We start from the raw sequence: 20,987 nt of genomic DNA on the forward strand, positions 1-20,987 counted from the left end.
TGCGCTAGTAGCTATATAAACAATAGCAAATCAATCCATGAACACAGCAGCAGGTAGCAACAAGCAGGGCGTTGTCCCGCCAGCATCTTCCGCACCCAGTGCCGATGGCGTGTGGACCAACCTGCGGCCCGTGGCCGCGTTGTGGGCGACGGATGTGCCGGTGCCTGAGGGCGCGCTGGCGTGTGTGGTGGTGCAGGGCGGCACCGTGCAGTGGGTGGGCCCGCAGGCCCATGTGCCAGCAGCCTTTGCGGCCTTGCCTCGCATTGACGGCAGGGGCGCCGTCACCACCCCCGGTCTGGTCGATTGCCACACCCACCTGGTGTACGGTGGGCAGCGCGCCAACGAGTTCGCGATGCGGCTCGCGGGTGCCACGTATGAAGAGGTAGCCAAGGCGGGCGGGGGCATCGTGTCGTCGGTGCGCGCCACGCGCGAGGCCAGCGAAGACGAGCTTTTTGCCCTGGCCGCGCCGCGCCTGCAGGCGCTGCTGGACGAGGGCGTGTGTGCCATCGAGATCAAGTCCGGCTACGGACTGGCGCTGGAGTACGAACGCAAGCAGCTGCGCGTGGCCCGCCGCCTGGGCGAGGCCTTTGGCGTCACGGTGCGCACCACCTTCCTCGGCGCGCATGCGCTGCCGCCCGAATACGCTGGGCGCAGCCAAGACTACACCGACCTTGTCTGCAACGAGATGCTGCCCGCCCTGGCCGCCGAAGGCCTGGTCGATGCCGTGGATGTGTTCTGCGAACGCATCGCCTTCACGCTGGCCGAGACCGAGCAGGTCTTCCAGGCCGCGCGCAAGCTCGGCATCCCCGTCAAGCTGCATGCGGAGCAACTGTCCGACATGGGCGGCTCGGCACTCGCTGCGCGCTACGGTGCGCTGTCGTGTGACCATATCGAGCACCTGTCGGCCGACGGCATCGCTGCGATGAAAGCCGCAGGCACCGTGGCCGTGCTGCTGCCTGGCGCCTACTACACGCTGCGCGATACGCACCTGCCGCCCATCGCGGCATTGCGCGCAGCGGGTGTGCCCATGGCTGTCTCCACCGACCACAACCCGGGTACCTCGCCCGCGCTGAGCCTGCTGCTCATGGCCAACATGGCCTGCACGCTGTTCCGTCTGACAGTGCCCGAGGCGCTGGCGGGCATCACCACCCACGCCGCACGCGCGCTCGGCCTGCAAGACACCCACGGCCTCATCGCATCCGGCAGGCCCGCTCACTTTGTGCTGTGGCCGGTGGGCGAGGCGGCCGAATTGGCCTACTGGCTGGGCCAAAAGCCTGCCTGCACCATCGTGCGGCAAGGGCGCATTCACGGAGTCATGCCATGACGCAACAACTGTTCGCCGCCGATGCACTGCTGCCCACGGGCTGGGCGCGCAATGTGCTGATCACATGGGATGGGGCAGGGCGCATCACTGCCGTCGCGCCCAACGCCCAGCCAAATGGTGCCGCCATGGCCCCGGGCCCCGTGTTGCCCGGCATGCCCAACCTGCACTCGCATGCCTTCCAGCGCGCGTTTGTGGGCCTGACCGAATACCGGGGCGAAAGCCAGGACAGCTTCTGGAGCTGGCGCAACCTGATGTACCGCTTTGCGGCGCGCATTACGCCCGAGTCGCTGGAGGCTATTGCGACCTGGCTGTACGTGGAGATGCTGGAGGCGGGCTACACCAGCGTGTGCGAGTTCCACTACGTGCACCACGACCAGGACGGCACGCCCTATGCCGATGACGCCACGCTCTCGCTGGCCCTGCTGCGTGCGGCGCAGAATGCGGGCATCGGCATCACGCTGTTGCCGGTGCTGTACCAGACGAGTGGTTTTGGTGCCAAGCCACCGCGTGCGGACCAGGCCCGCTTCATTCGCAGCACGGACAACATGCTCTCATTGCTGGAGCGCCTTGCACCCGCTGCAAGAGCGCAAGCGGCCGTTTTGGGACTGGCGCCGCACTCGCTGCGCGCGGTGCCGCCCGGCAGTCTGGAAGTTGCGGTACAGGGCCTCACGGCACTCAATGCGCAGGCGCCCATTCACATACATATTGCCGAGCAGACGCAGGAAGTGGATGACTGCGTGGCCTGGAGCGGCCAGCGCCCGGTGCAGTGGCTGCTGGAGAACGCCCCCGTGGACGAGCGCTGGTGTCTGGTGCACGCCACGCACATGACCCCGCAGGAGTACCAGGACGCAGCGCGCACGGGCGCCGTGGCGGGCATCTGCCCCACCACCGAGGCCAACCTGGGCGATGGCATCTTCGACATGCCGCTGTGGCTTCAGCACGGCGGGCGCTGGGGCGTGGGCTCGGACAGCCATGCCTGCGTGAATGCGGCCGAGGAATTGCTGATGCTCGAATACGGCCAGCGCCTGTCGCTGCGCCAGCGCAATGTGCTGGCCACCGCTGCGCAACCCGAGGTGGCCACGGCCATGGCCTTGCAGGCCGTGCAGGGCGGGGCGCAGGCAGCGGGCCGTGCCATTGGTGGCCTCGCCGTGGGCCAGCAGGCCGACCTGGTGGCGCTGGATTCGCAGCACCTGGCGCTGCGCGATTTGCCTGCGCACAGCATGCTGTCGGCCCATGTGTTTGGCAGCCACCGCACCTCGGCCATCGACAGCGTGTGGGTGGCGGGGCAGCGGCGCATCGCCAGCGGTCGGCACACGCTGCATGACGCAGCGGCCCATGCGTTCGTGGCCGCGCGCTCGGCCACCATTGCACCCGATTGACGCGTCCGATTGAATTCCTACCCCTGAGCTTGTGATGACAGATACCTCTCCACCTCCTTTTGTCCTTTACCCCGGCACCGCGCCGCTGCTGGTGTCGATGCCCCATGCGGGCACCTACGTGCCGCCAGCGCTGGCTGCGCGCTTCACCGATGAGGCCCGCCAGGTGCCCGACACCGACTGGCACATGGAGCGCCTCTATGCGTTCGCCAAGGACCTGGGCGCGTCCATCCTCGTGGCCACGCACTCGCGCTATGTGGTCGATCTGAACCGCCCGCCCGATGGGACCAGCCTCTACCCTGGCCAAAGTGTCACCGGCCTGTGCCCGGTCGATACGTTTGACGACACGCCCATCTATGCCCGGGGCGACGTGCCCGATGATGCCGAGGTGGCCGCGCGCCGCGATGCCGTCTGGGCGCCGTACCACGCGCAACTGCGTGCCGAGCTGGACCGCATCCGCGCGCAGCATGGTGTGGCGGTGCTGTGGGACGCCCACTCCATCCGCTCGGTGCTGCCGCGCTTCTTTGAAGGCAAGCTGACCGACCTGAACCTGGGGACAGCCAACGGCGAAAGCTGCGATCCGGCGCTGGCGCAGGAGCTGTTGTCCATCGCCAAAGAGGCCCAGGGCTACACCGCAGTGCTCAACGGTCGCTTCAAGGGCGGGCACATCACGCGCCACTATGGGCAGCCCGCGCAGAACATCCACGCGGTGCAGCTGGAGATGACGCAGTGCAGCTACATGCAAGAAGCCTTGCCGTTTGACTATCTGCCCGATGTGGCTGCAGGCGTGCAGCCGCACCTGCGCCGCATGCTGCAGGCCACGCTGGCCTTTGCGGCAGCGCAATCAGTTTGAAATGGGCACCCCGCGGCGGGAGGGATCGGTGCTAGTATGAACTGGTCGGTCCGCCATGGACCGCCGTCAGGGCCCGCATTCACGCAAGGGCCCGTTGCAGCGGGAGGAGCCGCGCCCCATGGACCCCACCGCTTACTACTATATGCCCCTGTTCAAGCCCGGCGCGTTTGTGCAATGGAACCACCAGCGCGAAACCGTGAGCCATGTGGTGGTGCGCCGCAACTCTCTCATGGTGTATCTGGTGGGGCATGAATCCCCCGTTCACCCTGAAGCGCTGCACCTAGCACCCACCGCCTTCCGGCTCACGCGCGCGCCAGACCGTTTGTGAGCGCGGCGCCCCGGCCGAAGGGCTACTGGGCTGATGGGCTGAAGGTCAGCCGCCAGTGCACTGCGCCATCGACTCGCCCAGCTGGATGGGGCGCGTGGGCGACCACTGCGGGTTGAACTGCAGCGGCCCCTGTGGGAACAGCATCACCACGGTGGAGCCGAGCAAGAAGCGGCCCATTTCCTCACCTTGCTGCAGGCTCACCTGGCCCTTGGCGTAGTCCCACTGCCGCAGCGTGCCGGTGCGCGGCGGGTTCACCTGCCCATGCCACACGGTGGCCATGCTGCCCACGATGGTGGCGCCCACGAGTACCAGCACAAACGGGCCCTGGGCCGATTCAAAAAAGCACACCACGCGCTCATTGCGCGCGAACAGGCCGGGCACGCCGCGTGCCGTGGTGGGATTGACCGAAAACAGGTCGCCCGGCACATGCACCATGCGCGTGAGCTCGCCCGCGCAAGGCATGTGGATGCGGTGGTAGTCGCGCGGGCTCAGGTATAGCGTGGCGAAGTGGCCGTTGTCAAAACGGGCTGCGGCGGCCGCATCGCCACCCACCAGGGCGGTGGTGGAGTAGGTGTGCCCCTTGGCCTGGAAAACCTGGTCCTTGGCGATGGGGCCAAACTGGCTGATCGCACCGTCCACAGGGCAGATCAGGTCGGCTGAGGCCAGCGGGCGGGCGCCGGGCTTGAGCGCCCGCGTGAAGAAGTCATTGAACGACGTGTAGCTGGCAATGTCGGGGTTGGCCGCCTCGGCCATGTTGACGTTGTAGCGGCCCACAAACCAGCGGATCACCGAGGTCGTGAGGCCGCCAAGGCGGGCCGATGCGAACTTGCCAGCCAGGGTGGTCAGTGCCTGCTTGGGCAGGAGGTATTGCGGCAGAACTGCCAGGCGATCAGACACGGGCGAACCCCTCAAAGACGAAAGCGGACGATTCTATCGGCGGTGCGCCATCGCCCGCGCAGGGTCATACCCCGAGGTACTGCTCCAGCAGGAGGGGCTGCGCATGCAGTGCGTCCGAGCTGCCGTCAAACACCACCTGGCCCTTGACCAGGATGATGTTGCGGTCGGTGATCTGCGTGACGTGCCTCCAGTTCTTGTCCACGATCACGCTGCTGATGCCGCTGTCCTTGATCAGGCTGCAGATGCGCCAGATCTCGCGTGCGATCAGCGGCGCCAGGCCCTCGGTGGCTTCGTCGAGGATGAGCACGTCGGGGTTGGTCATCAGCGCGCGGCCGATGGTGAGCATCTGCTGTTCGCCACCGCTGAGCTGCTGGCCGCCGTGGCCCAGGCGCTCCTTCAGGCGCGGAAAGGTCTCCAGCACGCGCTCGTAGGTCCAGTCGCGCTGCCCACGCGTGCCGGCGCGGGCGGCCATCTGCAGGTTCTCGACCACGCTCAGGTTGCCGAAGATGCCCCGGCCCTCGGGCACGTAGGCAATGCCCAGCCGGGCCACTTCGTAGGGCGGCTTGCCAGTCATGTCGCGGCCGGCCACGGCCACGCTGCCCGAGCGAGGCTTGACCAGGCCCATCAGCGACTTGAGCAGGGTGCTCTTGCCCATGCCGTTGCGGCCCATGAGGCCGATGGTCTCGCCCCGGCCCACGGTGAAATCAATGCCGTGCAGGATGTGGCTGCTGCCGTAGAAGGTGTGGATGCCCTTGGCATCGATCCATGGAGTGGTCATCTCAGTGGTCCTCCCCCAGGTAGGCGGCCTGCACGGTGGCATCGGCGCGCACCTCGGGCGGTGTGCCATGCGCAATCACCTCGCCGTTGACCATCACCGTCAGGCGGTCGGCCAGCGCAAACACGGCATCCATGTCGTGCTCGACCAGCATCATGGCGTGGGCAGGCTTGAGTCGCTGCAGCAGCTCCACCATGCGTTCGGCCTCGGCCACCCCCATGCCGGCCAGAGGCTCGTCGAGCAGCAGCACCTGCGGCTCGGTGGCCAGGGTCATGGCAATTTCCAGCTGGCGCTGCTCGCCGTGGCTCATGGCACCCGCAATGGCCATGCGCCGGTCTTTGAGACCGGACAGCTCGATAGCGCTTTCAAGACGTGCGCTGGTTGCTCTGTTTTTGATAGTGTCCGAGCGGGTGTCCTGCCACCAGCGCAACGGGTTCCAGGGCTGCTGTGCATCGCGCGACTGGGCCGCCAGGCGCACGTTTTCGTGCACGGTGAGCGGCAGGAAGATGTTGGTCTTCTGGTAGCTGCGGCCCAGGCCCTGGCGCGAGATGCGTTCGGGTGCCCAGCCGGTCACATTGGTGCCGCCCAGCAGCACCTGGCCCGAGGTGGGAGGCAGGTCGCCCGAGAGCAGGTTGGTCAGGGTGGACTTGCCAGCGCCATTGGGACCGATCACCGCATGGATCTTGCCCCGCCAAAGGTCTACCGAGACACCATTGACGGCAGCCAGGCCGCCGAAGCGTTTGGTGACCTTCTGTGCAGACAACAGGACTTCAGCCATGGTGCGATCCCTCCGAAGCCTTGGCTGCGCTCCGCTGCGCAAACATGCCCAGCAGCCCGCGCGGCGCGGCCACCACCACCAGCACGATGAAGCCTCCCATCAGAAGCTGCCAGTGTTTGCTGATGTCCTTGAACACGTGCAGCAGGTACTCGAAGGCAAACGCACCCACGATGGCGCCTGCGAAGTTACCCATGCCGCCCAGAATGACCATCATGATGGCGTGCGCGCTCATGTGAAATCCCATGAGCTCAGGATTCACATAGCCGGTCTGCGCGCCCCACAGGTAACCCGCCAGGCCTGCCAGCGCCCCGGCGATGGTGAAGGCGCTGAGTTTGTAGCCCCGTGTGCCGAAGCCCATGGCGCGCATGCGGTGCTCGTTGATGCGGATGCCCGCCAGCGCGCGGCCCAGCGGGCTCCACAGCAGGCGGCGCAGCAGCACGTACACCAGCACCACCAGCGCCAGCGTGAAGTAGTAGAAGGTCTTGCGTCCCTCCAGATCGAACGGCAGCCAGCCGAAGAGCGACGCATCGGGCCGGAAGTTGATGTACAGCCCGTCCGAGCCACCCAGCACCTTGTTGTCGAAGAACAGGTAGAAGACCATCTGCGCAAAAGCCATGGTGACCATGATGAAGTAGATGCCGTGGGTGCGCACCACAAAGAACCCGATCACCAGTGCCACCAGGCCGGACACAGCCACGGCCAGCGGTAGCGACCACCACAGGCTGACCGGTATGTCTGCAGGGGTGAGAAAGGCCAGGGCGTAGCCCGCCACGCCAAAGTACGCAGCATGGCCCAGTGATACCAGTCCGGTCACGCCCTGTAGCAGATCCAGGCTCATGGCAAAGATGGCCATGATCATCATGCGGGTGACCATCTGTACGTAAAAGTCGCTGCCCACCACAGGGAACAGCAGCAACGCAGCCAGCCCCAATGCCAGGGCGAACTGCACGCTGCGCGGCAGCACTTCGATATTGGCGCGCGGGGTGCTCATGAGCGGCCGCCGGGCCGCCCCAAGGCAGCGAAGGCGCCCTTGGGGGGCAGTGAGATACACCAAGTGACGAGCGTGGGGGTAGTCATTGTTTAAACAGGCCTTCGGGTTTCCACAGCAGCACGGCCGCCATCAGCATATAGACCAGCATGCCCGCTGCCTGCGGCAGCAGCACCTTGCCAAACGTATCGACCAGGCCCACCAGCAGCGCCGCAATCAGTGCTCCTCGTACTGAGCCTATGCCACCAATCACCACCACCACAAAACACATGATGAGGACCGACGAGCCCATGTTCGGGTACACGCTGGACACCGGTGCAGCCACCATGCCCGCGACGGCCGCCAGGCCTACACCCAGCGCGAAGACGATGGCATGGATGAGCTTGATGTTCACGCCCAGCGACTCGGCCATGTCGCGGTTGAAGGCGCCCGCGCGGATCTTCATGCCCAAACGCGTCTTGGAGATCAGCAGGTACAGCGCCACAGCCAGTGCGATGCACACGCCCGATATGAACAGCCGGTAGACCGGGTAGGAGAGCGTGTCGGTGAGCGGGATCGACCAGTCGAGCATTTGGGGGATGGGCACGCCGTGCACATCGTCGCCCCACAGGATGGAGCGCAGTTCTTCAAAGATGTAGATCAGCCCGAAGGTCAGCAATACCTGGTCCAGGTGGTCGCGGTGGTAGAAGTGGCGAAAGAGCAGCCATTCAAGCGCAAGCCCAAAGACCACCGACAGCAGCGCGCCACCCACGATGGCCAACGCCAGGCTGCCGAAATGCCCTGAGAGCGAATACGCGAGGTAAGCACCCAGCATGTAAAAGCTGCCGTGCGCCAGGTTCACCACGCCCATGATCCCGAAGATCAGCGTGAGCCCGGCCGCCAGCATGAACAGCAGCAGGCCGTATTGAACGCTGTTGAGCAGCTGTATCAGAAAGGTGGCGAAGTCCATGACTGTGGTGATGTTGGCGGCCTGCCGATGTGGCTGGTAGCCACTGGTGAAAGGGGCTTTGTGCGGGCGTTGTACCCGTGGAGTTGGTAACTGGCGCGGCCCCATGGAGGGCAGCCGAGCAAGGGCCGCCCCGCAGCGGGGGGCTGCGTCCCCCGCCCGCTGCGCGCAGCGCTGCGAGAGCGGGGGGAAGGCGCGCGGCTCAGGGGGGTTATCCCATCCTGCAACCGGTGCCGCTGTCGGCCAGCGCCTTGGCGGCTACGCCGATCACCTTGTTTTCCTTGTTCTCGACGCGGCGCAGGTAGATGTCCTGCACGGGGTTGTGCGACTTGCTCATCGTCCACTTGCCGCGTGGGCTGTCGATGACTGCGCTTTCCATCGCCTTGATGACGGCCGGTTTGGCAGAAAGGTCGCCCTTGACCGCGTTGGCGCCCTGCACCAGCAGCAGGCCGGTGTCGTAGCCTTGCACGGCATACACGTCGGGCTGGCTGCGAAAGGCCTTGGCGTATTCCAAGCGGAACTGCTTATTGCGCGGCGTGTCCAGCGAATCGCTGTAGTGCATGGTGGTGATGATGCCGTCGGCCGCGGGGCCGGCAGCGTCCAGCACGCCCTCGGTGAGGAAGCCCGAGCCGTACAGCGGAATCTTGTCCTTGAGGCCGGCCGCCGCATAGTCCTTGATGAACTTGGCCGCGCCGCCACCGGCGAAGAAGCAGGCCACGGCATCAGGCTTGAGGGCAGCGATCTCGGTCAGAAGCGCCTGGAATTCGACGTTGGGGAAGGGCAGGCCCAGCTCCTTGACGATGGTGCCGCCGGCCTTGGTGTAGCTTTCCTTGAAGCCCTCAAACGCCTCGTCACCAGCAGCGTACTTCCAGGTGATCCATACGGCCTTCTTGTGGCCCTTTTCGACCATGGCCTTGCCCAGCGCCAGGGTGGGTTGGGAGTTGCTAAACGAAGTGCGGAATACATTGGGCGCGCACAGCGCGCGGGTGGCGGCGTGCACGCCCGCGTTGGGGATGAGGTTGAGCACACCGGTGTCGCGCGCCACCTTCTGGATGCCCATCTGCACGCCCGAGTGCACAGTGCCAATCAGCACATCCACCTTGTCGCGCTGGACCAGCTTGCTGGCGTTTTCCACGCCCTTGCTGGGCTCGGACTCGTCATCGACCTTGAACCATTCGATCTCGCGGCCGCCGAGCTTGCCGCCTTGCTGGTCGATGGCCAGGCGCACGCCGTTTTCGATGGCCACGCCCAGCTGGGCAAAGGTGCCGGTGTAGGGCAACATGAACCCCACGCGCACCTTGCCGCTTTGAGCACGCACGATGGAGGGCAGCAGCAGGCCCGTGGATGCTGCGCCAACGAGGGCGGCACTGCGGCTGATGACGAGGCGGCGGGTGGTCATGGGGCTTGTCTCCTTTGTTTAGGCTTAAAGTAATTTACTGCAAGCGTTCGGTGGTGAATACCTATGGGTTACCCGTACCGGTGCTGGCGTGGGGTTCCGCGTGCATGGGGCGTGGCTTCCGTGGGTTCTCTGTCTTCGCTGCTAGAGGCCTGACGAATCCGCGTGACGTGGCTGCGAACGTTGATGGCTGCCGCAGCCAGAGGGTAACTTTGAAACATGAATTAAAATGCATGTATTGAATTTTTGTGCAGTATAGATCGTGTTTTTTGGATTCGGGTGGCCGATTTGAGCCTGCGTTGTAGGTAGTTTCCAGCAGGGAGTCGGCAGCGGCACCGACCGGTGCCAGGTGTTCCATCGAACCAATGACCTCCCGCGCTCCTGCAGCATGGCTCTGCCTGCACAATCGCGGGCTGATCATCGGCCCGTCGCATATGGAAGGACGTCTTGCCGGGGTGATAGCGTGTTGACTGCACGGCGCCCGCCACCATCCAGTCTGCGCCGAGTTGATGCAGCTTGCGGTTGTATCCGCATTTTTATTCTGTATGCCTCCTTCTTCCCCCTCCGACCTTTCTCCTTCTGTACCGTCCCGGCCGCCATTGGTGGCGCGCCTGGCCGAATGGCTGCGGCATTTCTGGCCCGCCCCGCTGGGTATTGATGGCAAAGAACGCCTTCGCTTTGTGGTGGGCGCGGTGATCGGGGTGCTGCTCACGGCATGGCTCAGCCGCTGGTGGGCCCAGGGGAATGGCACCGGGCCGTGGATGGTGGCTTCTCTGGGCGCCAGTGCCGTGCTGGTGTTTGGCATGCCCTCCAGCCCGCTGGCGCAGCCCTGGCCTGTGTTGGGTGGCAGCACCTTGTCGGCGCTGGTGGGGGCGGTCTGCTGTGCGTTGATTCCGGACAAGGCTCTGGCGGGGGCGGTGGCAGTGGGGCTGGCCATCGCGCTCATGGTGCCATTGCGTTGTCTGCATCCTCCGGGTGGGGCCATGGCGTTGTACGTGGTGTTGACCTCTGGCGATGGGTGGCACCTTGCGGCATTCCCGGTGTTGTTCAACGTCGTACTCCTGTTGATCGCCGCCGTGGTCTACAACGGTTTGACAGGCCGTCGCTACCCACATCCTCAGCGTGTCACGCCGCGGGTGGCAACGAGTCAGGGCGCTTTCACTGCGTCGGATGTCGATGCGGCGCTGGCCCATTACAACCAGGTGCTCGACGTGAGCCGGGCAGATTTAGAGGGGTTGTTGCACCTGGCGGGCCGTGCAGCTTTCCAGAGAACCCTGGGAGAGTTGCGCTGCGCGGACATCATGTCCAGTCCGCCTCACGCTGTGGAGGCCGGCGTGTCGCTAAAGGAGGCGTGGGCCCTGATGCGTTTGCAGCAAATCAAGGCGCTGCCGGTGGTGGATGCGCAGCGCCAGGTGATTGGTATCGTGACGGTGGCCGACTTCATGCGGCTGGCCAACCTGGACACCCATGAAGGGCTTGGGCAGCGGTTGCGCACACTGGTCATGGGGCGTGGTGGGCAACCCCAGGCAGTGGGCGAGATCATGTCCCACCCTGTCCAGGTGGCGCGCTCGGCCCAGCATGCGATGGACCTCGTGCCGCTCTTTTCGCAGGGCGGACACCATCACATTCCCATCGTGGATGATGTAGATCACCTCGTTGGCATCATCACCCAGACCGACCTCGTGCGCACCCTGGCCTCGGCGGTGCAAGGCCGATAGCGGATGGTTTTCGAGGTTCTGGCTGGGAGCGCTGCGCCCGCACCACAGGGCAGACCGGGTGTCCCATAGGCAAAACACAGCTTGTCGCGGTACAATTGACAGGCTTTGCACAGCGCTGACGCCTGTTCATTGAAGCCGTCTCCCGGCCCTCTGCCTGATCTGCGCCCTGGGTGCAGCGACTCCCACCGCCCGCCATGCACCGTGTGTCGAGTTTCGACAACGCTGCAGCTGCCGTGGTGAATGCAATAAAACCGCTCAGGCGCCGACCACAGAACATTTGCTTTGAAGAGATAGAGAAACACATGGCCAAAGAAGAACTCATTGAAATGCAGGGCTCCGTCACGGAAGTCTTGCCCGACTCGCGATTTCGCGTCACGCTGGACAACGGCCACCAACTGATTGCCTACACCGGCGGCAAGATGCGCAAGCACCACATCCGTATCCTGGCGGGTGACAAAGTGTCCCTGGAGATGTCGCCTTACGACCTGACCAAGGGCCGCATCACGTTCCGCCACCTCGCCGGTCGCGGTCCTGGCCCTTCCTCCAGCCGCTGATCTTTCCGTTTTCGGTCCGTGGCAGACCGAGGCGGTTTTATAGTTTTTTCTGGTTCGTCTCTTGCCACGTCGCGTTCGCGCGACCGCTCCCTCCTGCGATCTCTTCGCCCTGCTACTTTCTAAAAAAAGTCAAAAAAGCAGGCGATGAGCCAAAAACAGGGGAATTGGCGGGTTAGAATTCGAGCTGTCGGAGCGTAGCGCAGCCTGGTAGCGCATCTGCTTTGGGAGCAGAGGGTCGCGAGTTCGAATCCCGCCGCTCCGACCAATGTTTGAAGGCCTTGCAGCAAATGCTGCAAGGCCTTTTTTCTTGCCCCGCCTGGTGCCTTTCAACGCAGAGGCGATCGGGGTCTCGGGGGCGAGCGGAAATGGGCTATTCACCGCCTTCGTTTCCAGCAGGCTCGCGGAATCTACGTACCATTGTGGCCATCGCCGGTTGGCTCCCATTCGCACCGCCCCTGCCGTTTACCGCGCACGGTGCTTGCTGGTATCTCCATGACCTTCTCTGTGCTCCCTAAAGCCGCTGCCGCACCGTTGCCCCAGTCCGAAGCGCTTGCCCTGCCTGCAGTGCAGAGATACGACGCGGTCGATGCTCTGAGGGGCGTAGCCATGGTGTGGATGACGGTGTTCCACTTCTGTTTTGATCTGAGCCACTTCGGCTTGTGGTCACAGAACTTTCGTGTGGATCCGTTCTGGACCACGCAGCGCACCTTCATCGTGAGTCTTTTCCTGTTTTGCGCGGGACTGGGCCAGGCCATTGCGTTGCATCAGGGGCAGGGCTGGCACCGGTTTGGGCGCCGCTGGGTGCAGATCGCCGGGTGTGCGCTGCTGGTGTCCGCGGGGTCGTTTGTGATGTTTCCGGCCAGCTTCATCTATTTCGGTGTGCTGCATGGCATGGCGGTGATGTTGCTCATTGCGCGCTGTACGGCAGGGTGGGGGCGCTGGCTGTGGCTGGCCGGACTGGTGGCGGTGGCCTTGCCGTGGGCTGCGCAGCAGCTTCTGGCGGGGGTATGGGCCGATGCCGCACCCTGGTTCAATGGGCGAGCCCTGAATTGGCTGGGGTTGGTGTCCCGCAAGCCGTTCACGGAAGACTATGTGCCCGTGTTGCCGTGGTTGGGTGTGATCTGGTGGGGGCTCGCTGCAGGTCAATGGGCCATGCGCGCGCGCAGGGGCTGGTTGCAATGGCAGCTACCCGTGGTGGTGCGGCCTCTGGCGACACTGGGGCGATGGAGCCTGAGCTACTACATGCTCCACCAACCGGTGATGATCGGCCAGCTGATGGCTGTGGTGTGGCTGATGGGGCGGACCTGAGCCTCGTCGATCTGTCAGGCCTTGCTAAACAGGCCGAGCCATAAAAAACGCGACCGAGGTCGCGTTTTTTTGTGGCCATGACGGCTGGGAGGCGGGTGGCTTATTCCACCTTGGCCTTGGCGCGCAGGTCTTCCTGGAACTTGGCCAGCTTTTGCTGCTGCAGTTGCTGCGCCACTTGGGGCTTGACTTCTTCGAGCTTGGGCAGCTCGGCCTGGCGCACATCGTCCAGGCGGATGATGTGCCAGCCAAACTGGCTCTTCACGGGCGTTTCGGTCATCTTGCCCTTTTCGAGCTTGACCAGCGCTTCGGTGAACTCGCTCACGTAGCTCGATGGGTTGGCCCAGTCGAGGTCGCCGCCCTTGGCGCCGGAGCCTGGGTCCTTGGATTGCTTCTTGGCGATGTCTTCAAACTTGGCGCCCTTCTTGATGGACGCGATGATGGCTTTGGCGTCGGCTTCCTTTTCCACCAGGATGTGGCGGGCCTTGTATTCCTTGCCGCTGTTGGCTGCCACGAACTTGTCGTATTCGGCCTGGATTTCAGCGTCGGTGACGGGGTTCGTCTTTTGGAAGTCGGCGAACAGTTCGCGGATCAGGATGGCCTGGCGTGCCAGGTCCAGCTGGGCCTTGTAGTCTGCCGAGGTTTCCAGGCCGCGCTTTTGAGCTTCCTGCATGAAGATTTCACGGGCAATGACTTCTTCCTTGATCTGGCCTTCGATGTCGGGCGTCACGGGGCGGCCCGAGCGTTCGACCTGCTGCTTGAGCGCTTCGACGCGCTCCTTGGGAACTGCCTTGCCGTTAACAATGGCGACATTCTGGGCGGAAACGGGCAGGGCCAACGTGCCCAGCACGGCAGCGGCGACGAGGCCGGACAGGAGCTGTTTCTTCATGCGGAATCCAAAAAATGAGGGGTTGTTTGCCGACTGAAATCCGGCAGATGTTGACTTGGGGCCGGCTCAGAGAACTTCAATGGCGAGGGCGTGAACGCCTTGGTCAATAAATTCTTGCAGCGCATCATACACAAGGCGGTGTTGGGCCACGCGGGAGCGTCCTGTAAAGAAAGGTGACGAAATTCGCACCCGAAAATGGGTGCCGAATCCCGTGCCGTTGGCACCCGCATGGCCTGCGTGGGCGGCACTTTCGTCCAGCACCTCCAAGTGGCTGGGGGTGAGGCGGTCGGCCAGTGTCTGGTGCATCTGGTCTGCGATGGAGTTCATGGGCTTCACACTCGTTCAGGTGGTGGGCTCGTCGCCCTTGAGGTGGGGCGCAATGTAGATGCCCTGGGCCACCAGGAAGACCAGCGGAAACGCATAGCCCCACAGCTTGAAGTCCACCCAGGCTTCGGTGCTGAAGTTCATCACCACGTACGCGTTGATGGCGGACATGAAGGCGCAGTAGATGATCCAGGCCACGTTCAGCCGCTGCCAGACGGCGTCGGGCAAGTCCAGCTGGCTACCCAGCAGCATCTTGAGGAAATTCTTTTTGAGCGCCCAGAGCGCCACCGCCAGGGCCACCGACATAGCGCCATAGAGCACTGTGGGTTTCCATTTGATGAACCGGTCGTCCTGCAGCACCAGCGTGAGCGTGCCAAACAGCAGGATCAGCACCAGGGTGACCTTGTGCATGGTCTGCAGGCGCCGGTCGATGGCGTAGATGATGGCCATCTGCAAGGCCGTGGCCGCCATGAGCACGGCGGTGCCCACATAGATGCCGTAGAACTTGTAGGCCCCGAAGAACAGCAGGATGGGGAAAAAGTCGATCAGAATTTTCATGGAGTCAGCAAGGAGTCCCGGGCTTCAGCGGTCGCCGGACTCGAAGTCCAGCGAGGCCGAGTTCATGCAATACCGCAGCCCGGTGGGCGCTGGGCCATCTTCAAACACATGGCCCAGGTGCGCCCCGCATTGTGCACACACCGTTTCGGTGCGGACCATGCCATGGCTGCGGTCCACGATTTCGGTGATGGCGCCGGGGATGGCTTCGGAAAAGCTGGGCCAGCCGCAGCCCGCGTCAAATTTGGTGACCGAGTCAAACAGCTTGGCGCCGCAGCAGACGCAGTGGTAGCTGCCGTCGGCCCAGTGGGCTTCGTACTTTCCGGTGAAGGGGCGCTCGGTGGCGGCATGGCGCGTGACCTGGAAGGCCACGGGTTCGGCGCCTTTTTCGCGCAGTACGGCTTGCCATTCGGCATCTGTCTTCTGGATAGGGTGGGTCATGATGAACAGCTGATCTCGATGGAAGACGCCCAGTCGGGCGGGAAGGCGGCGTAGGCGTCGTGCCCGGGGTGCTCGTCAAACGGGCGCTCCAGCAGCCGCTGCAGGGTTTGGAGTTCGCCAAAGTCGCCAAGTTTCGCCGCACGGATGGCCTGTTCTCCCAGGTGGTTGCGCAGCACGAACTTGGGATTGGTTTTGAGCATCAAATCGGCTTGATGCGCTACATCCATATGCCTCGAATGCTCTGAATATAGTAGCAGCCATTGGTCAAGGCCTGCGCGGTCCGCAAACAGGTCGCGCACGGGCTCCATGCCTTGGGTGCCCACCGCGTGCGACAGGCGACGCCAGAAGATGGGGTAGTCCACCCCGTTCTGGGCCAGCAGCAGCAAGATGCCGTCGATGAGTGCGCCATCGCCATCGCTGGACTCCACCAACCCGAGCTTGGCGCGCATTTGGGCCATGAAGGCTTCTGGGAAAACCGTCTTGTACGACTCCAAGGCCTGCTTGGCCAGATCCTGGTCGCCGATCAGGGGTAGCAGCGCCTGTGCAAGGCAAAACAGGTTCCAGTACGCCACATTGGGCTGGCGGTTGTAGGCGTAGCGGCCTTGCGAGTCGCTGTGGTTGCACACGTGGCCGGGCACAAAAGCGTCCAGAAACTGGAAGGGCCCGTAGTCAATCGTCAGGCCCAGGATGCTCATGTTGTCAGTGTTCATCACCCCATGGCAAAAACCCACGGCCTGCCACTGCGCCATGAGGCGCGCGGTGCGCTCGCTCACGGCCTGCAGCAGGGCGGCGTACGGGTTGCCTGCCAGGTCGGTGCTGTCCCGGCATTCGGGGTAGTAGCGGTCAATGACGTAGTCGGCCAGCGTTTGCAGCGCGGCCTCCTGGCCGTTGGCAGCAAAGTGCTCGAAATGACCAAAACGCACAAAGCTGCGTGCCACGCGGGTGACGACGGCAGCGGTCTCGATTTCTTCGCGGCGGACGTACGCGGGCGAGCCGGTGATGCACAGCGCGCGCGATGTTGGCACACCCAGTCCGTGCATGGCTTCGCTGCACAAAAACTCCCGGATGCTGGAGCGCAACACCGCACGTCCATCGCCCATGCGAGAGTAGGGCGTGCGGCCTGCACCCTTGAGCTGGACTTCCCACCCCGTAGCCGTCTCCCCGAGCATGATGGCGCGCCCATCGCCCAGCTGACCGGCCCAGACGCCAAACTGGTGTCCGCTGTACACGCTGGCCAGGGGGCGCGAGCCTGCCAGCAGGCGGTTGCCAGTGAAGGCCTGCAGGGCCTCATCGCTGCGCACGGCGGCTTCATCCAGCCCGAGCAGTTGCGCCACGGCGGGGCTGGTGCCTACCCAATGGGGCGTGGGCAGAGGGGTGGGGCGCAGTTCGGTGAAAAAGTCGGTGCCCAGCGCGGCAAAGCGGTGGTCCCAGGCGAGGCCGAGGTCGGTGTGGGCGTCGCTGTCGGCAGTCAGGGTCATGGGCTGGATTGTCTCGCAGGCCGGATGCCCCGGCGCCCACAGGGCCATGGCAGGGCGGGGAGGGCCTGCATCGCGACCGCTACAACAACGCAGCCGCCGTCAGGCAGGCCGGGCCTGACGCAGGCTGCAGCAGCTGCTGGCGGTATTGGCCTGGGGGCATGCCAAACCAGCGCTTGCAGGCCCGAAACAGGTTGCTCTGGTCGCTGAAACCCAGCTGGTCCGCCACCTCGGCCAGGCTGCGGCGCGGGTCGGCCAGGTATTGGCGGGCCAGCTCGCTGCGGGTGTCGTCCAGCAGTTGCTGAAAACTCACCGACTCTGCCTGCAGCCGGCGCTGCAAGGTGCGATCGGTGAGGTGCAGGCGCGCAGCCACGTCCTCGCGCCGGGGTTCACCGAGGTGCAGCACGCGCGATATCTCGGTGCGCACCTTGGCGCTGACCAGCGACTGGCCCAACGGGCCCAGTTGTCCCAGCTCGGCCTCCACCAGTTGTTCGTGCAGCGCCCACAGGCTCGGGTTGTGGGTGGGAATGGGTTGCAGCAGGTCAGCTTCGGCCATCAGAAAGCGGTTCACCGGCTGGCCAAAGCGGGGGGGCACGCCAAATGCCGCGCGGTGTCGCGTGTCGTCGGCTGGCGCTGGGGTGACCAGCTCCACAGCCAGGGGCGTGAGGTCGCGCCGGGTGAGCCAATCGCACAGCGTCAGCAGGGTCAGCACCGCAAACTCCACCCGCTGTCGCGGTATGGGGCGCGAGGCGCCGATGTGGTTGAGCACCATCCAGTAACCGCGTGGGTCTCGCTCCATCGAGAACGTGGTGGCGTCCGAGATCAGCGCCATGTGCCGGTCCAGGTGCCTGAAGCCTTCGAGAGGGTTGGGCCCCGAGGCCAGTGCGTGGCCGACCAGGTCCAGCTTGCCGTAGCGCGCGGCCAGCTGGCGGTCCAGGCCCAGCCCCGGGCGATCGTAGTGCTGGGCTGCGGCCTCCCACAAGCGGCTGACGCGGTCCACGTCCACGCGGGTGTGGGTGTGCTGCAGGCTCTCCAGGTCGATGTCGGCCTGCGCGCACAGGGCTTGCACCGGCAGTCCTTCGGCTGCAAACAACTCCGCAATGCCGCGCACCCAGGCGGCAGAGCTTGTGCGCTGCGGCAGTGGGTTCATGGGCAGGCCCCTGTCTCAGGGTTTACGCGCGGGTGGTGTTCTGAAGTCACTGTTTTGGTGTGGTTGCGATAGTGGGTTGTGGGCCGGGCGTTTCCACAATGGGCGCCGAGGTCGGTTCCAGGCGCGAGTGTGATGCGTTCTGCAGGCCCGCCCCATTCCTGAAAACCCCGAAGGAGACAAACAACATGGCCTATTTTGCAAAGAGCCTGCGCTGGGGCGCAGCATGCCTCGCCGCTGTGATGACCACGGCGTGTGGTGGTTCTGGCGGTACGCCGCCCGAACTGCGCGAAACCCGCTATGGCATGGTGCGCGGCACGGATGACAGCGCCACCAGCGGCACTTATGCCTGGAAGGGTGTTCCCTACGCCCAACCCCCCGTGGGTGCCCTGCGCTGGCAGCCGCCCGCGGAGCCCGCCGCCTGGACGGGCGAGCGCAGCGCCACCCGGTTTGGCAGTGCGTGCCTGCAGATGGGCCGCATTTACGGCCCGGGCGCCAACAACCGCTTTGACGACACGATTGGCCAGACGCTGAACACCCCGCTGGGCAGCGAAGACTGCCTGACCCTCAACATCTGGCGTCCGGCCACCGCGCAGGACAACCTGCCAGTGCTGGTCTTTATCCACGGGGGCAGTGCCATCTCGGGCTACACCGCCGACCCGGTGTACGACGGCGCCGCGCTGGCCAAGTCGGCCAATGCCATCGTGGTTACAGCCAACTACCGGCTGGATGTGCTGGGGTATCTGCAGTTGCCCGCCCTGCATGCCGGCAACAACGGCAATGGAAACAGCGGAGGCGGCAGCACCTATACCGGCAACTACGCGCTGCTGGACGTCGTGCAGGCGCTGCGGTTCGTCCAGGGCAACATCGCCCGGTTTGGCGGCAATGCGGGCAACGTCACGTTGATGGGGCAGTCGGCGGGGGCCATCAATGCCTTGGCGCTGCTGACCGCTCCGCAGGCCACCGGGCTGTTCCACAAATTGGTACCGATCAGTGGCGGGATCTCCTTGGCGTCGAACCTGCCCGCCGGGTCCATTCCGACACTCAACCCGGTCTCCCGCTACGCCACACAGGCCAGCCAGTTGCTGGCGCATCTGGCCGTGGCCGATGGCCTGGCACCTGGCCTGCCCGAAGCCCAGGCCCTGGTGGCCAGCTGGCCCCCCACGCAGGTGGCCAGTTACCTGCGTGGCAAGGATGCGCGGGTCGTTTTGCAGACGGTGCTGGCAAAGGGGCTGACTGGTTCTGGCCCGATCCCGGACGGTGTGGTGCTTCCGGCCGATCCGATCACGGAGATTTCTGCGGGCCGCTATCAGAAAGTGCCTGTTTTGTCCGGCTACACGGCCGAGGAGGGCAAGCTGTTTGCCCCGTTCCTGGTGCTGCTGGGCGGCAAGCCCGGCATGAAGATCGGCGATGCCGAGCGCTTTGCGATGATGCAGCGCTTCGACCCCGATGCCCCCACCACCCTCACTGCGGCGGACATTCTGGATGCGTCCTACCTGCCGGTGACAGCCCCGGGCACGGGCTATAACGCACGCACCCAGATGCTGGGCAATGTGTTCATTGGCGCCAGCCGCGACAACCTGCTGAACGCCCTGCGCAGCCAGCAGAGCAATGTGTGGAACTACCAGTTCAACTGGGCCCAGCAGCCCGCACCGTGGAACGATGTGTACGGCGTGGCCCATGCGTTCGACCTCCCCTTTGTGTTTGGCAACTTCGGTCCCTCGGTGTTTGCGAAGGCGACCAACAGCACCGCCAACCAGCCGGGGCGCCTGGCCCTGTCGCGGGCCATGATGGACAGCCTGCGCGCCTTTGTGCACACCGGCGATCCCAACAACGCCACGCTGGGCCAGACCTGGCAGCCGTGGCCCCGCAAGTTCATCTTTGATGCAGACCAGAAGGCGGTGCGCCTGAGCGTGCAATGACTCTCACGCTGCAGATGTCGAACAGACCTCGGCCGAATGCGGGTGGTCAGTGCGCGGCCGTGGCGGCGAGGTATGCGTTCAGCGCCTCGTCGTCCACGATGGCCACGCGCCCGAAGTCCAGCGACACAATGCCCATGCCCTCCAGCGACTGCAGCACCTTGTTCACGGTCTGCCGCGACAGGCCCACCAGCTGGCCCAGCTCTTCCTGCGTGAGGTTGAGCCGCCGGGTGCTGCGCCAGAACAGGCGGCTGAGGTACAGCGCCACGCGGTGCTCGGTGGACTGGGTGCGCCCGGCTTCGATGATGGTCATGGCCTGGCCCAGCCGCATGTTCAGATGCAGCACCAGGAACTGGTTGAACGCCAGGCTGGTCTCGCGCAGCGTGGCAAACAGCGGCAGGGGCAGGCACAGCAGGGTGGTGGGGCGCAGTGCCACCACGTGGTACCGGCGGGGCTCGGGCTTCATGGCCGAGCCCTCGCCAAACCATTCACCGTCAGGCACGCCGATGAAGGCGGACGACCGGCCCTTGCTGGTGGGGCTCTGCAGCATCACCAGACCCGACAGCACGGCATGCCAGCCCCGCACGGCGCTGCCGGCGGGCATCATCACCGCGCCCTTGTCGGCCTGCTCGGCAAACACCTCTTCGCGCAGCCGCTCCTGCATGGCAGCAGGCAGGCCCGCGAACCAGGGCTGGGCGGCAATGAATCGTTGGGCAGAAGGGGCAGCGCAAAGCATGGGCCCGATTGTCGCTGCAGCGGTGCCAGCGGTTCAGGGTATTCCCTTGCCCTTTGTCAGTGGGACGACAAGTGTTGGCAGCCATGCCCGCCGGGCGCACACTCCGCTGCGGTTCACGGAGGCCAGCGACAGCGCAACCATCCCGCCGCCGATGCCATGCCAGTGTGGTGGTGCGGCGCGTGTGGGTTCATCCCAGCGGCGTGCGGGGGCACGACGCGGGCGACACCCGGACGCCGGTACGCGCGCTACGATGACCGTTCCAT

At 64.8% G+C, this 20,987-nt stretch carries 21 protein-coding genes and 1 tRNA gene; 9 read left to right on the forward strand and 13 right to left on the reverse strand.

Going from position 1 to position 20,987, the window contains the following annotated elements; translation table 11 throughout:
- Positions 1-37: 37 nt before the first annotated feature.
- The 4 genes from hutI to C8C96_RS14480 all read left to right on the forward strand — a co-directional run bounded on the left by hutI (position 38) and on the right by C8C96_RS14480 (position 3,881).
- Positions 38-1,324 carry an imidazolonepropionase gene (gene hutI, locus C8C96_RS14465; protein WP_121942741.1) on the forward strand — a complete coding sequence of 429 codons (1,287 nt, stop codon included), beginning with the start codon at positions 38-40 and terminating at the stop codon, positions 1,322-1,324.
- Entirely contained in the window at positions 1,321-2,703 is a 1,383-nt protein-coding gene (locus C8C96_RS14470; RefSeq protein ID WP_121942742.1) for a formimidoylglutamate deiminase, read from the forward strand. Before hutI ends, C8C96_RS14470 begins: the two co-directional genes overlap by 4 nt.
- Positions 2,704-2,737: 34 nt before the next feature.
- Positions 2,738-3,553 (forward strand): N-formylglutamate deformylase, encoded by an 816-nt coding sequence (hutG, locus tag C8C96_RS14475; RefSeq protein WP_121942743.1) that lies wholly within the window; start codon positions 2,738-2,740, stop codon positions 3,551-3,553.
- 118 nt (positions 3,554-3,671) lie between these two features.
- Complete coding sequence (locus tag C8C96_RS14480) at positions 3,672-3,881, forward strand: hypothetical protein (RefSeq protein WP_056063577.1); 210 nt, start codon at positions 3,672-3,674, stop codon at positions 3,879-3,881.
- Positions 3,882-3,926: 45 nt separating this feature from the next.
- On the opposite strand, the gene asd is transcribed toward C8C96_RS14480, so the two are convergent.
- The 6 genes from asd to C8C96_RS14510 all read right to left on the reverse strand — a co-directional run bounded on the left by asd (position 3,927) and on the right by C8C96_RS14510 (position 9,664).
- Complete coding sequence (gene asd / locus C8C96_RS14485) at positions 3,927-4,778, reverse strand: archaetidylserine decarboxylase (protein WP_121942744.1); 852 nt, start codon at positions 4,776-4,778, stop codon at positions 3,927-3,929.
- A gap of 64 nt (positions 4,779-4,842) precedes the next feature.
- Positions 4,843-5,556, reverse strand: a complete 714-nt coding sequence (locus C8C96_RS14490; RefSeq protein WP_121942745.1) for an ABC transporter ATP-binding protein — start codon at positions 5,554-5,556, stop codon at positions 4,843-4,845.
- Position 5,557: 1 nt separating this feature from the next.
- Positions 5,558-6,331 carry an ABC transporter ATP-binding protein gene (locus C8C96_RS14495; protein ID WP_056063566.1) on the reverse strand — a complete coding sequence of 258 codons (774 nt, stop codon included), beginning with the start codon at positions 6,329-6,331 and terminating at the stop codon, positions 5,558-5,560.
- Positions 6,324-7,322: a branched-chain amino acid ABC transporter permease gene (locus tag C8C96_RS14500; RefSeq protein ID WP_121942746.1), complete on the reverse strand. Its 999-nt coding sequence runs from the start codon at positions 7,320-7,322 to the stop codon at positions 6,324-6,326. The genes C8C96_RS14495 and C8C96_RS14500 overlap by 8 nt, the downstream gene beginning before the upstream one ends.
- Before the next feature lie 82 nt (positions 7,323-7,404).
- Positions 7,405-8,268 (reverse strand): branched-chain amino acid ABC transporter permease, encoded by an 864-nt coding sequence (locus tag C8C96_RS14505; protein ID WP_056063561.1) that lies wholly within the window; start codon positions 8,266-8,268, stop codon positions 7,405-7,407.
- Between the two features lie 208 nt (positions 8,269-8,476).
- Positions 8,477-9,664, reverse strand: coding sequence for an ABC transporter substrate-binding protein (locus C8C96_RS14510; RefSeq protein WP_121942747.1), 1,188 nt, complete (start codon positions 9,662-9,664; stop codon positions 8,477-8,479).
- A 542-nt stretch (positions 9,665-10,206) separates the two neighbouring features.
- On the opposite strand from C8C96_RS14510, the gene C8C96_RS14515 reads away from it, so the two are divergent.
- The 4 genes from C8C96_RS14515 (at position 10,207) to C8C96_RS14530 (ending at position 13,241) form a co-directional block, all read left to right on the forward strand.
- The gene (locus C8C96_RS14515; protein ID WP_121942748.1) at positions 10,207-11,379 is read left to right on the forward strand and encodes an HPP family protein; all 1,173 of its coding nucleotides are present in this window, start codon (positions 10,207-10,209) and stop codon (positions 11,377-11,379) included.
- A gap of 302 nt (positions 11,380-11,681) precedes the next feature.
- The gene (gene infA / locus C8C96_RS14520) at positions 11,682-11,933 is read left to right on the forward strand and encodes a translation initiation factor IF-1 (protein WP_015014402.1); all 252 of its coding nucleotides are present in this window, start codon (positions 11,682-11,684) and stop codon (positions 11,931-11,933) included.
- A gap of 188 nt (positions 11,934-12,121) precedes the next feature.
- Positions 12,122-12,198 (forward strand) — tRNA-Pro (locus C8C96_RS14525).
- A 227-nt stretch (positions 12,199-12,425) separates the two neighbouring features.
- Positions 12,426-13,241 (forward strand): heparan-alpha-glucosaminide N-acetyltransferase, encoded by an 816-nt coding sequence (locus tag C8C96_RS14530; protein ID WP_255424903.1) that lies wholly within the window; start codon positions 12,426-12,428, stop codon positions 13,239-13,241.
- Between the two features lie 100 nt (positions 13,242-13,341).
- Here C8C96_RS14530 and C8C96_RS14535 read toward each other — a convergent pair whose 3' ends face one another.
- The 6 genes from C8C96_RS14535 to C8C96_RS14560 form a co-directional block, all read right to left on the reverse strand.
- A complete protein-coding gene (locus C8C96_RS14535; RefSeq protein WP_056063551.1) occupies positions 13,342-14,127 on the reverse strand; it encodes a peptidylprolyl isomerase in 786 nt (261 codons plus the stop codon).
- Positions 14,128-14,193: 66 nt separating this feature from the next.
- Complete coding sequence (locus C8C96_RS14540) at positions 14,194-14,454, reverse strand: BolA family transcriptional regulator (RefSeq protein ID WP_056746271.1); 261 nt, start codon at positions 14,452-14,454, stop codon at positions 14,194-14,196.
- Between the two features lie 15 nt (positions 14,455-14,469).
- A complete protein-coding gene (locus C8C96_RS14545; protein ID WP_056063543.1) occupies positions 14,470-15,009 on the reverse strand; it encodes a septation protein A in 540 nt (179 codons plus the stop codon).
- Positions 15,010-15,033: 24 nt separating this feature from the next.
- A complete protein-coding gene (gene msrB, locus C8C96_RS14550) occupies positions 15,034-15,447 on the reverse strand; it encodes a peptide-methionine (R)-S-oxide reductase MsrB (RefSeq protein WP_056063540.1) in 414 nt (137 codons plus the stop codon).
- Positions 15,444-16,925 (reverse strand): YdiU family protein, encoded by a 1,482-nt coding sequence (locus C8C96_RS14555; protein WP_121942750.1) that lies wholly within the window; start codon positions 16,923-16,925, stop codon positions 15,444-15,446. Before C8C96_RS14555 ends, msrB begins: the two co-directional genes overlap by 4 nt.
- Before the next feature lie 79 nt (positions 16,926-17,004).
- The gene (locus C8C96_RS14560) at positions 17,005-18,072 is read right to left on the reverse strand and encodes an AraC family transcriptional regulator (protein WP_121942751.1); all 1,068 of its coding nucleotides are present in this window, start codon (positions 18,070-18,072) and stop codon (positions 17,005-17,007) included.
- Positions 18,073-18,257: 185 nt separating this feature from the next.
- On the opposite strand from C8C96_RS14560, the gene C8C96_RS14565 reads away from it, so the two are divergent.
- A complete protein-coding gene (locus tag C8C96_RS14565; RefSeq protein ID WP_121942752.1) occupies positions 18,258-19,991 on the forward strand; it encodes a carboxylesterase/lipase family protein in 1,734 nt (577 codons plus the stop codon).
- 46 nt (positions 19,992-20,037) lie between these two features.
- Here C8C96_RS14565 and C8C96_RS14570 read toward each other — a convergent pair whose 3' ends face one another.
- Positions 20,038-20,724 carry a Crp/Fnr family transcriptional regulator gene (locus C8C96_RS14570; RefSeq protein ID WP_056063530.1) on the reverse strand — a complete coding sequence of 229 codons (687 nt, stop codon included), beginning with the start codon at positions 20,722-20,724 and terminating at the stop codon, positions 20,038-20,040.
- Positions 20,725-20,987: the final 263 nt, after the last annotated feature.

The sequence above is a fragment of the Acidovorax sp. 100 genome (assembly GCF_003688355.1).
GTDB lineage: Bacteria > Pseudomonadota > Gammaproteobacteria > Burkholderiales > Burkholderiaceae_C > Acidovorax > Acidovorax delafieldii.

Excerpts from the sequence above, each read along its gene's own strand:
- C8C96_RS14515 (WP_121942748.1), top strand. The coding sequence starts at position 10,207 with ATGCCTCCTTCTTCCCCCTCCGACCTTTCTCCTTCTGTACCGTCCCGG.
- C8C96_RS14500 (WP_121942746.1), bottom strand. The coding sequence starts at position 7,322 with ATGAGCACCCCGCGCGCCAATATCGAAGTGCTGCCGCGCAGCGTGCAG.
- C8C96_RS14540 (WP_056746271.1), bottom strand. The coding sequence starts at position 14,454 with ATGAACTCCATCGCAGACCAGATGCACCAGACACTGGCCGACCGCCTC.
- C8C96_RS14555 (WP_121942750.1), bottom strand. The coding sequence starts at position 16,925 with ATGACCCTGACTGCCGACAGCGACGCCCACACCGACCTCGGCCTCGCC.
- C8C96_RS14535 (WP_056063551.1), bottom strand. The coding sequence starts at position 14,127 with ATGAAGAAACAGCTCCTGTCCGGCCTCGTCGCCGCTGCCGTGCTGGGC.
- C8C96_RS14570 (WP_056063530.1), bottom strand. The coding sequence starts at position 20,724 with ATGCTTTGCGCTGCCCCTTCTGCCCAACGATTCATTGCCGCCCAGCCC.
- C8C96_RS14530 (WP_255424903.1), top strand. The coding sequence starts at position 12,426 with ATGACCTTCTCTGTGCTCCCTAAAGCCGCTGCCGCACCGTTGCCCCAG.
- msrB (WP_056063540.1), bottom strand. The coding sequence starts at position 15,447 with ATGACCCACCCTATCCAGAAGACAGATGCCGAATGGCAAGCCGTACTG.
- C8C96_RS14490 (WP_121942745.1), bottom strand. The coding sequence starts at position 5,556 with ATGACCACTCCATGGATCGATGCCAAGGGCATCCACACCTTCTACGGC.
- hutG (WP_121942743.1), top strand. The coding sequence starts at position 2,738 with ATGACAGATACCTCTCCACCTCCTTTTGTCCTTTACCCCGGCACCGCG.
- C8C96_RS14565 (WP_121942752.1), top strand. The coding sequence starts at position 18,258 with ATGGCCTATTTTGCAAAGAGCCTGCGCTGGGGCGCAGCATGCCTCGCC.
- C8C96_RS14545 (WP_056063543.1), bottom strand. The coding sequence starts at position 15,009 with ATGAAAATTCTGATCGACTTTTTCCCCATCCTGCTGTTCTTCGGGGCC.
- hutI (WP_121942741.1), top strand. The coding sequence starts at position 38 with ATGAACACAGCAGCAGGTAGCAACAAGCAGGGCGTTGTCCCGCCAGCA.
- C8C96_RS14510 (WP_121942747.1), bottom strand. The coding sequence starts at position 9,664 with ATGACCACCCGCCGCCTCGTCATCAGCCGCAGTGCCGCCCTCGTTGGC.
- C8C96_RS14470 (WP_121942742.1), top strand. The coding sequence starts at position 1,321 with ATGACGCAACAACTGTTCGCCGCCGATGCACTGCTGCCCACGGGCTGG.
- C8C96_RS14495 (WP_056063566.1), bottom strand. The coding sequence starts at position 6,331 with ATGGCTGAAGTCCTGTTGTCTGCACAGAAGGTCACCAAACGCTTCGGC.
- C8C96_RS14480 (WP_056063577.1), top strand. The coding sequence starts at position 3,672 with ATGGACCCCACCGCTTACTACTATATGCCCCTGTTCAAGCCCGGCGCG.
- infA (WP_015014402.1), top strand. The coding sequence starts at position 11,682 with ATGGCCAAAGAAGAACTCATTGAAATGCAGGGCTCCGTCACGGAAGTC.
- C8C96_RS14505 (WP_056063561.1), bottom strand. The coding sequence starts at position 8,268 with ATGGACTTCGCCACCTTTCTGATACAGCTGCTCAACAGCGTTCAATAC.
- C8C96_RS14560 (WP_121942751.1), bottom strand. The coding sequence starts at position 18,072 with ATGAACCCACTGCCGCAGCGCACAAGCTCTGCCGCCTGGGTGCGCGGC.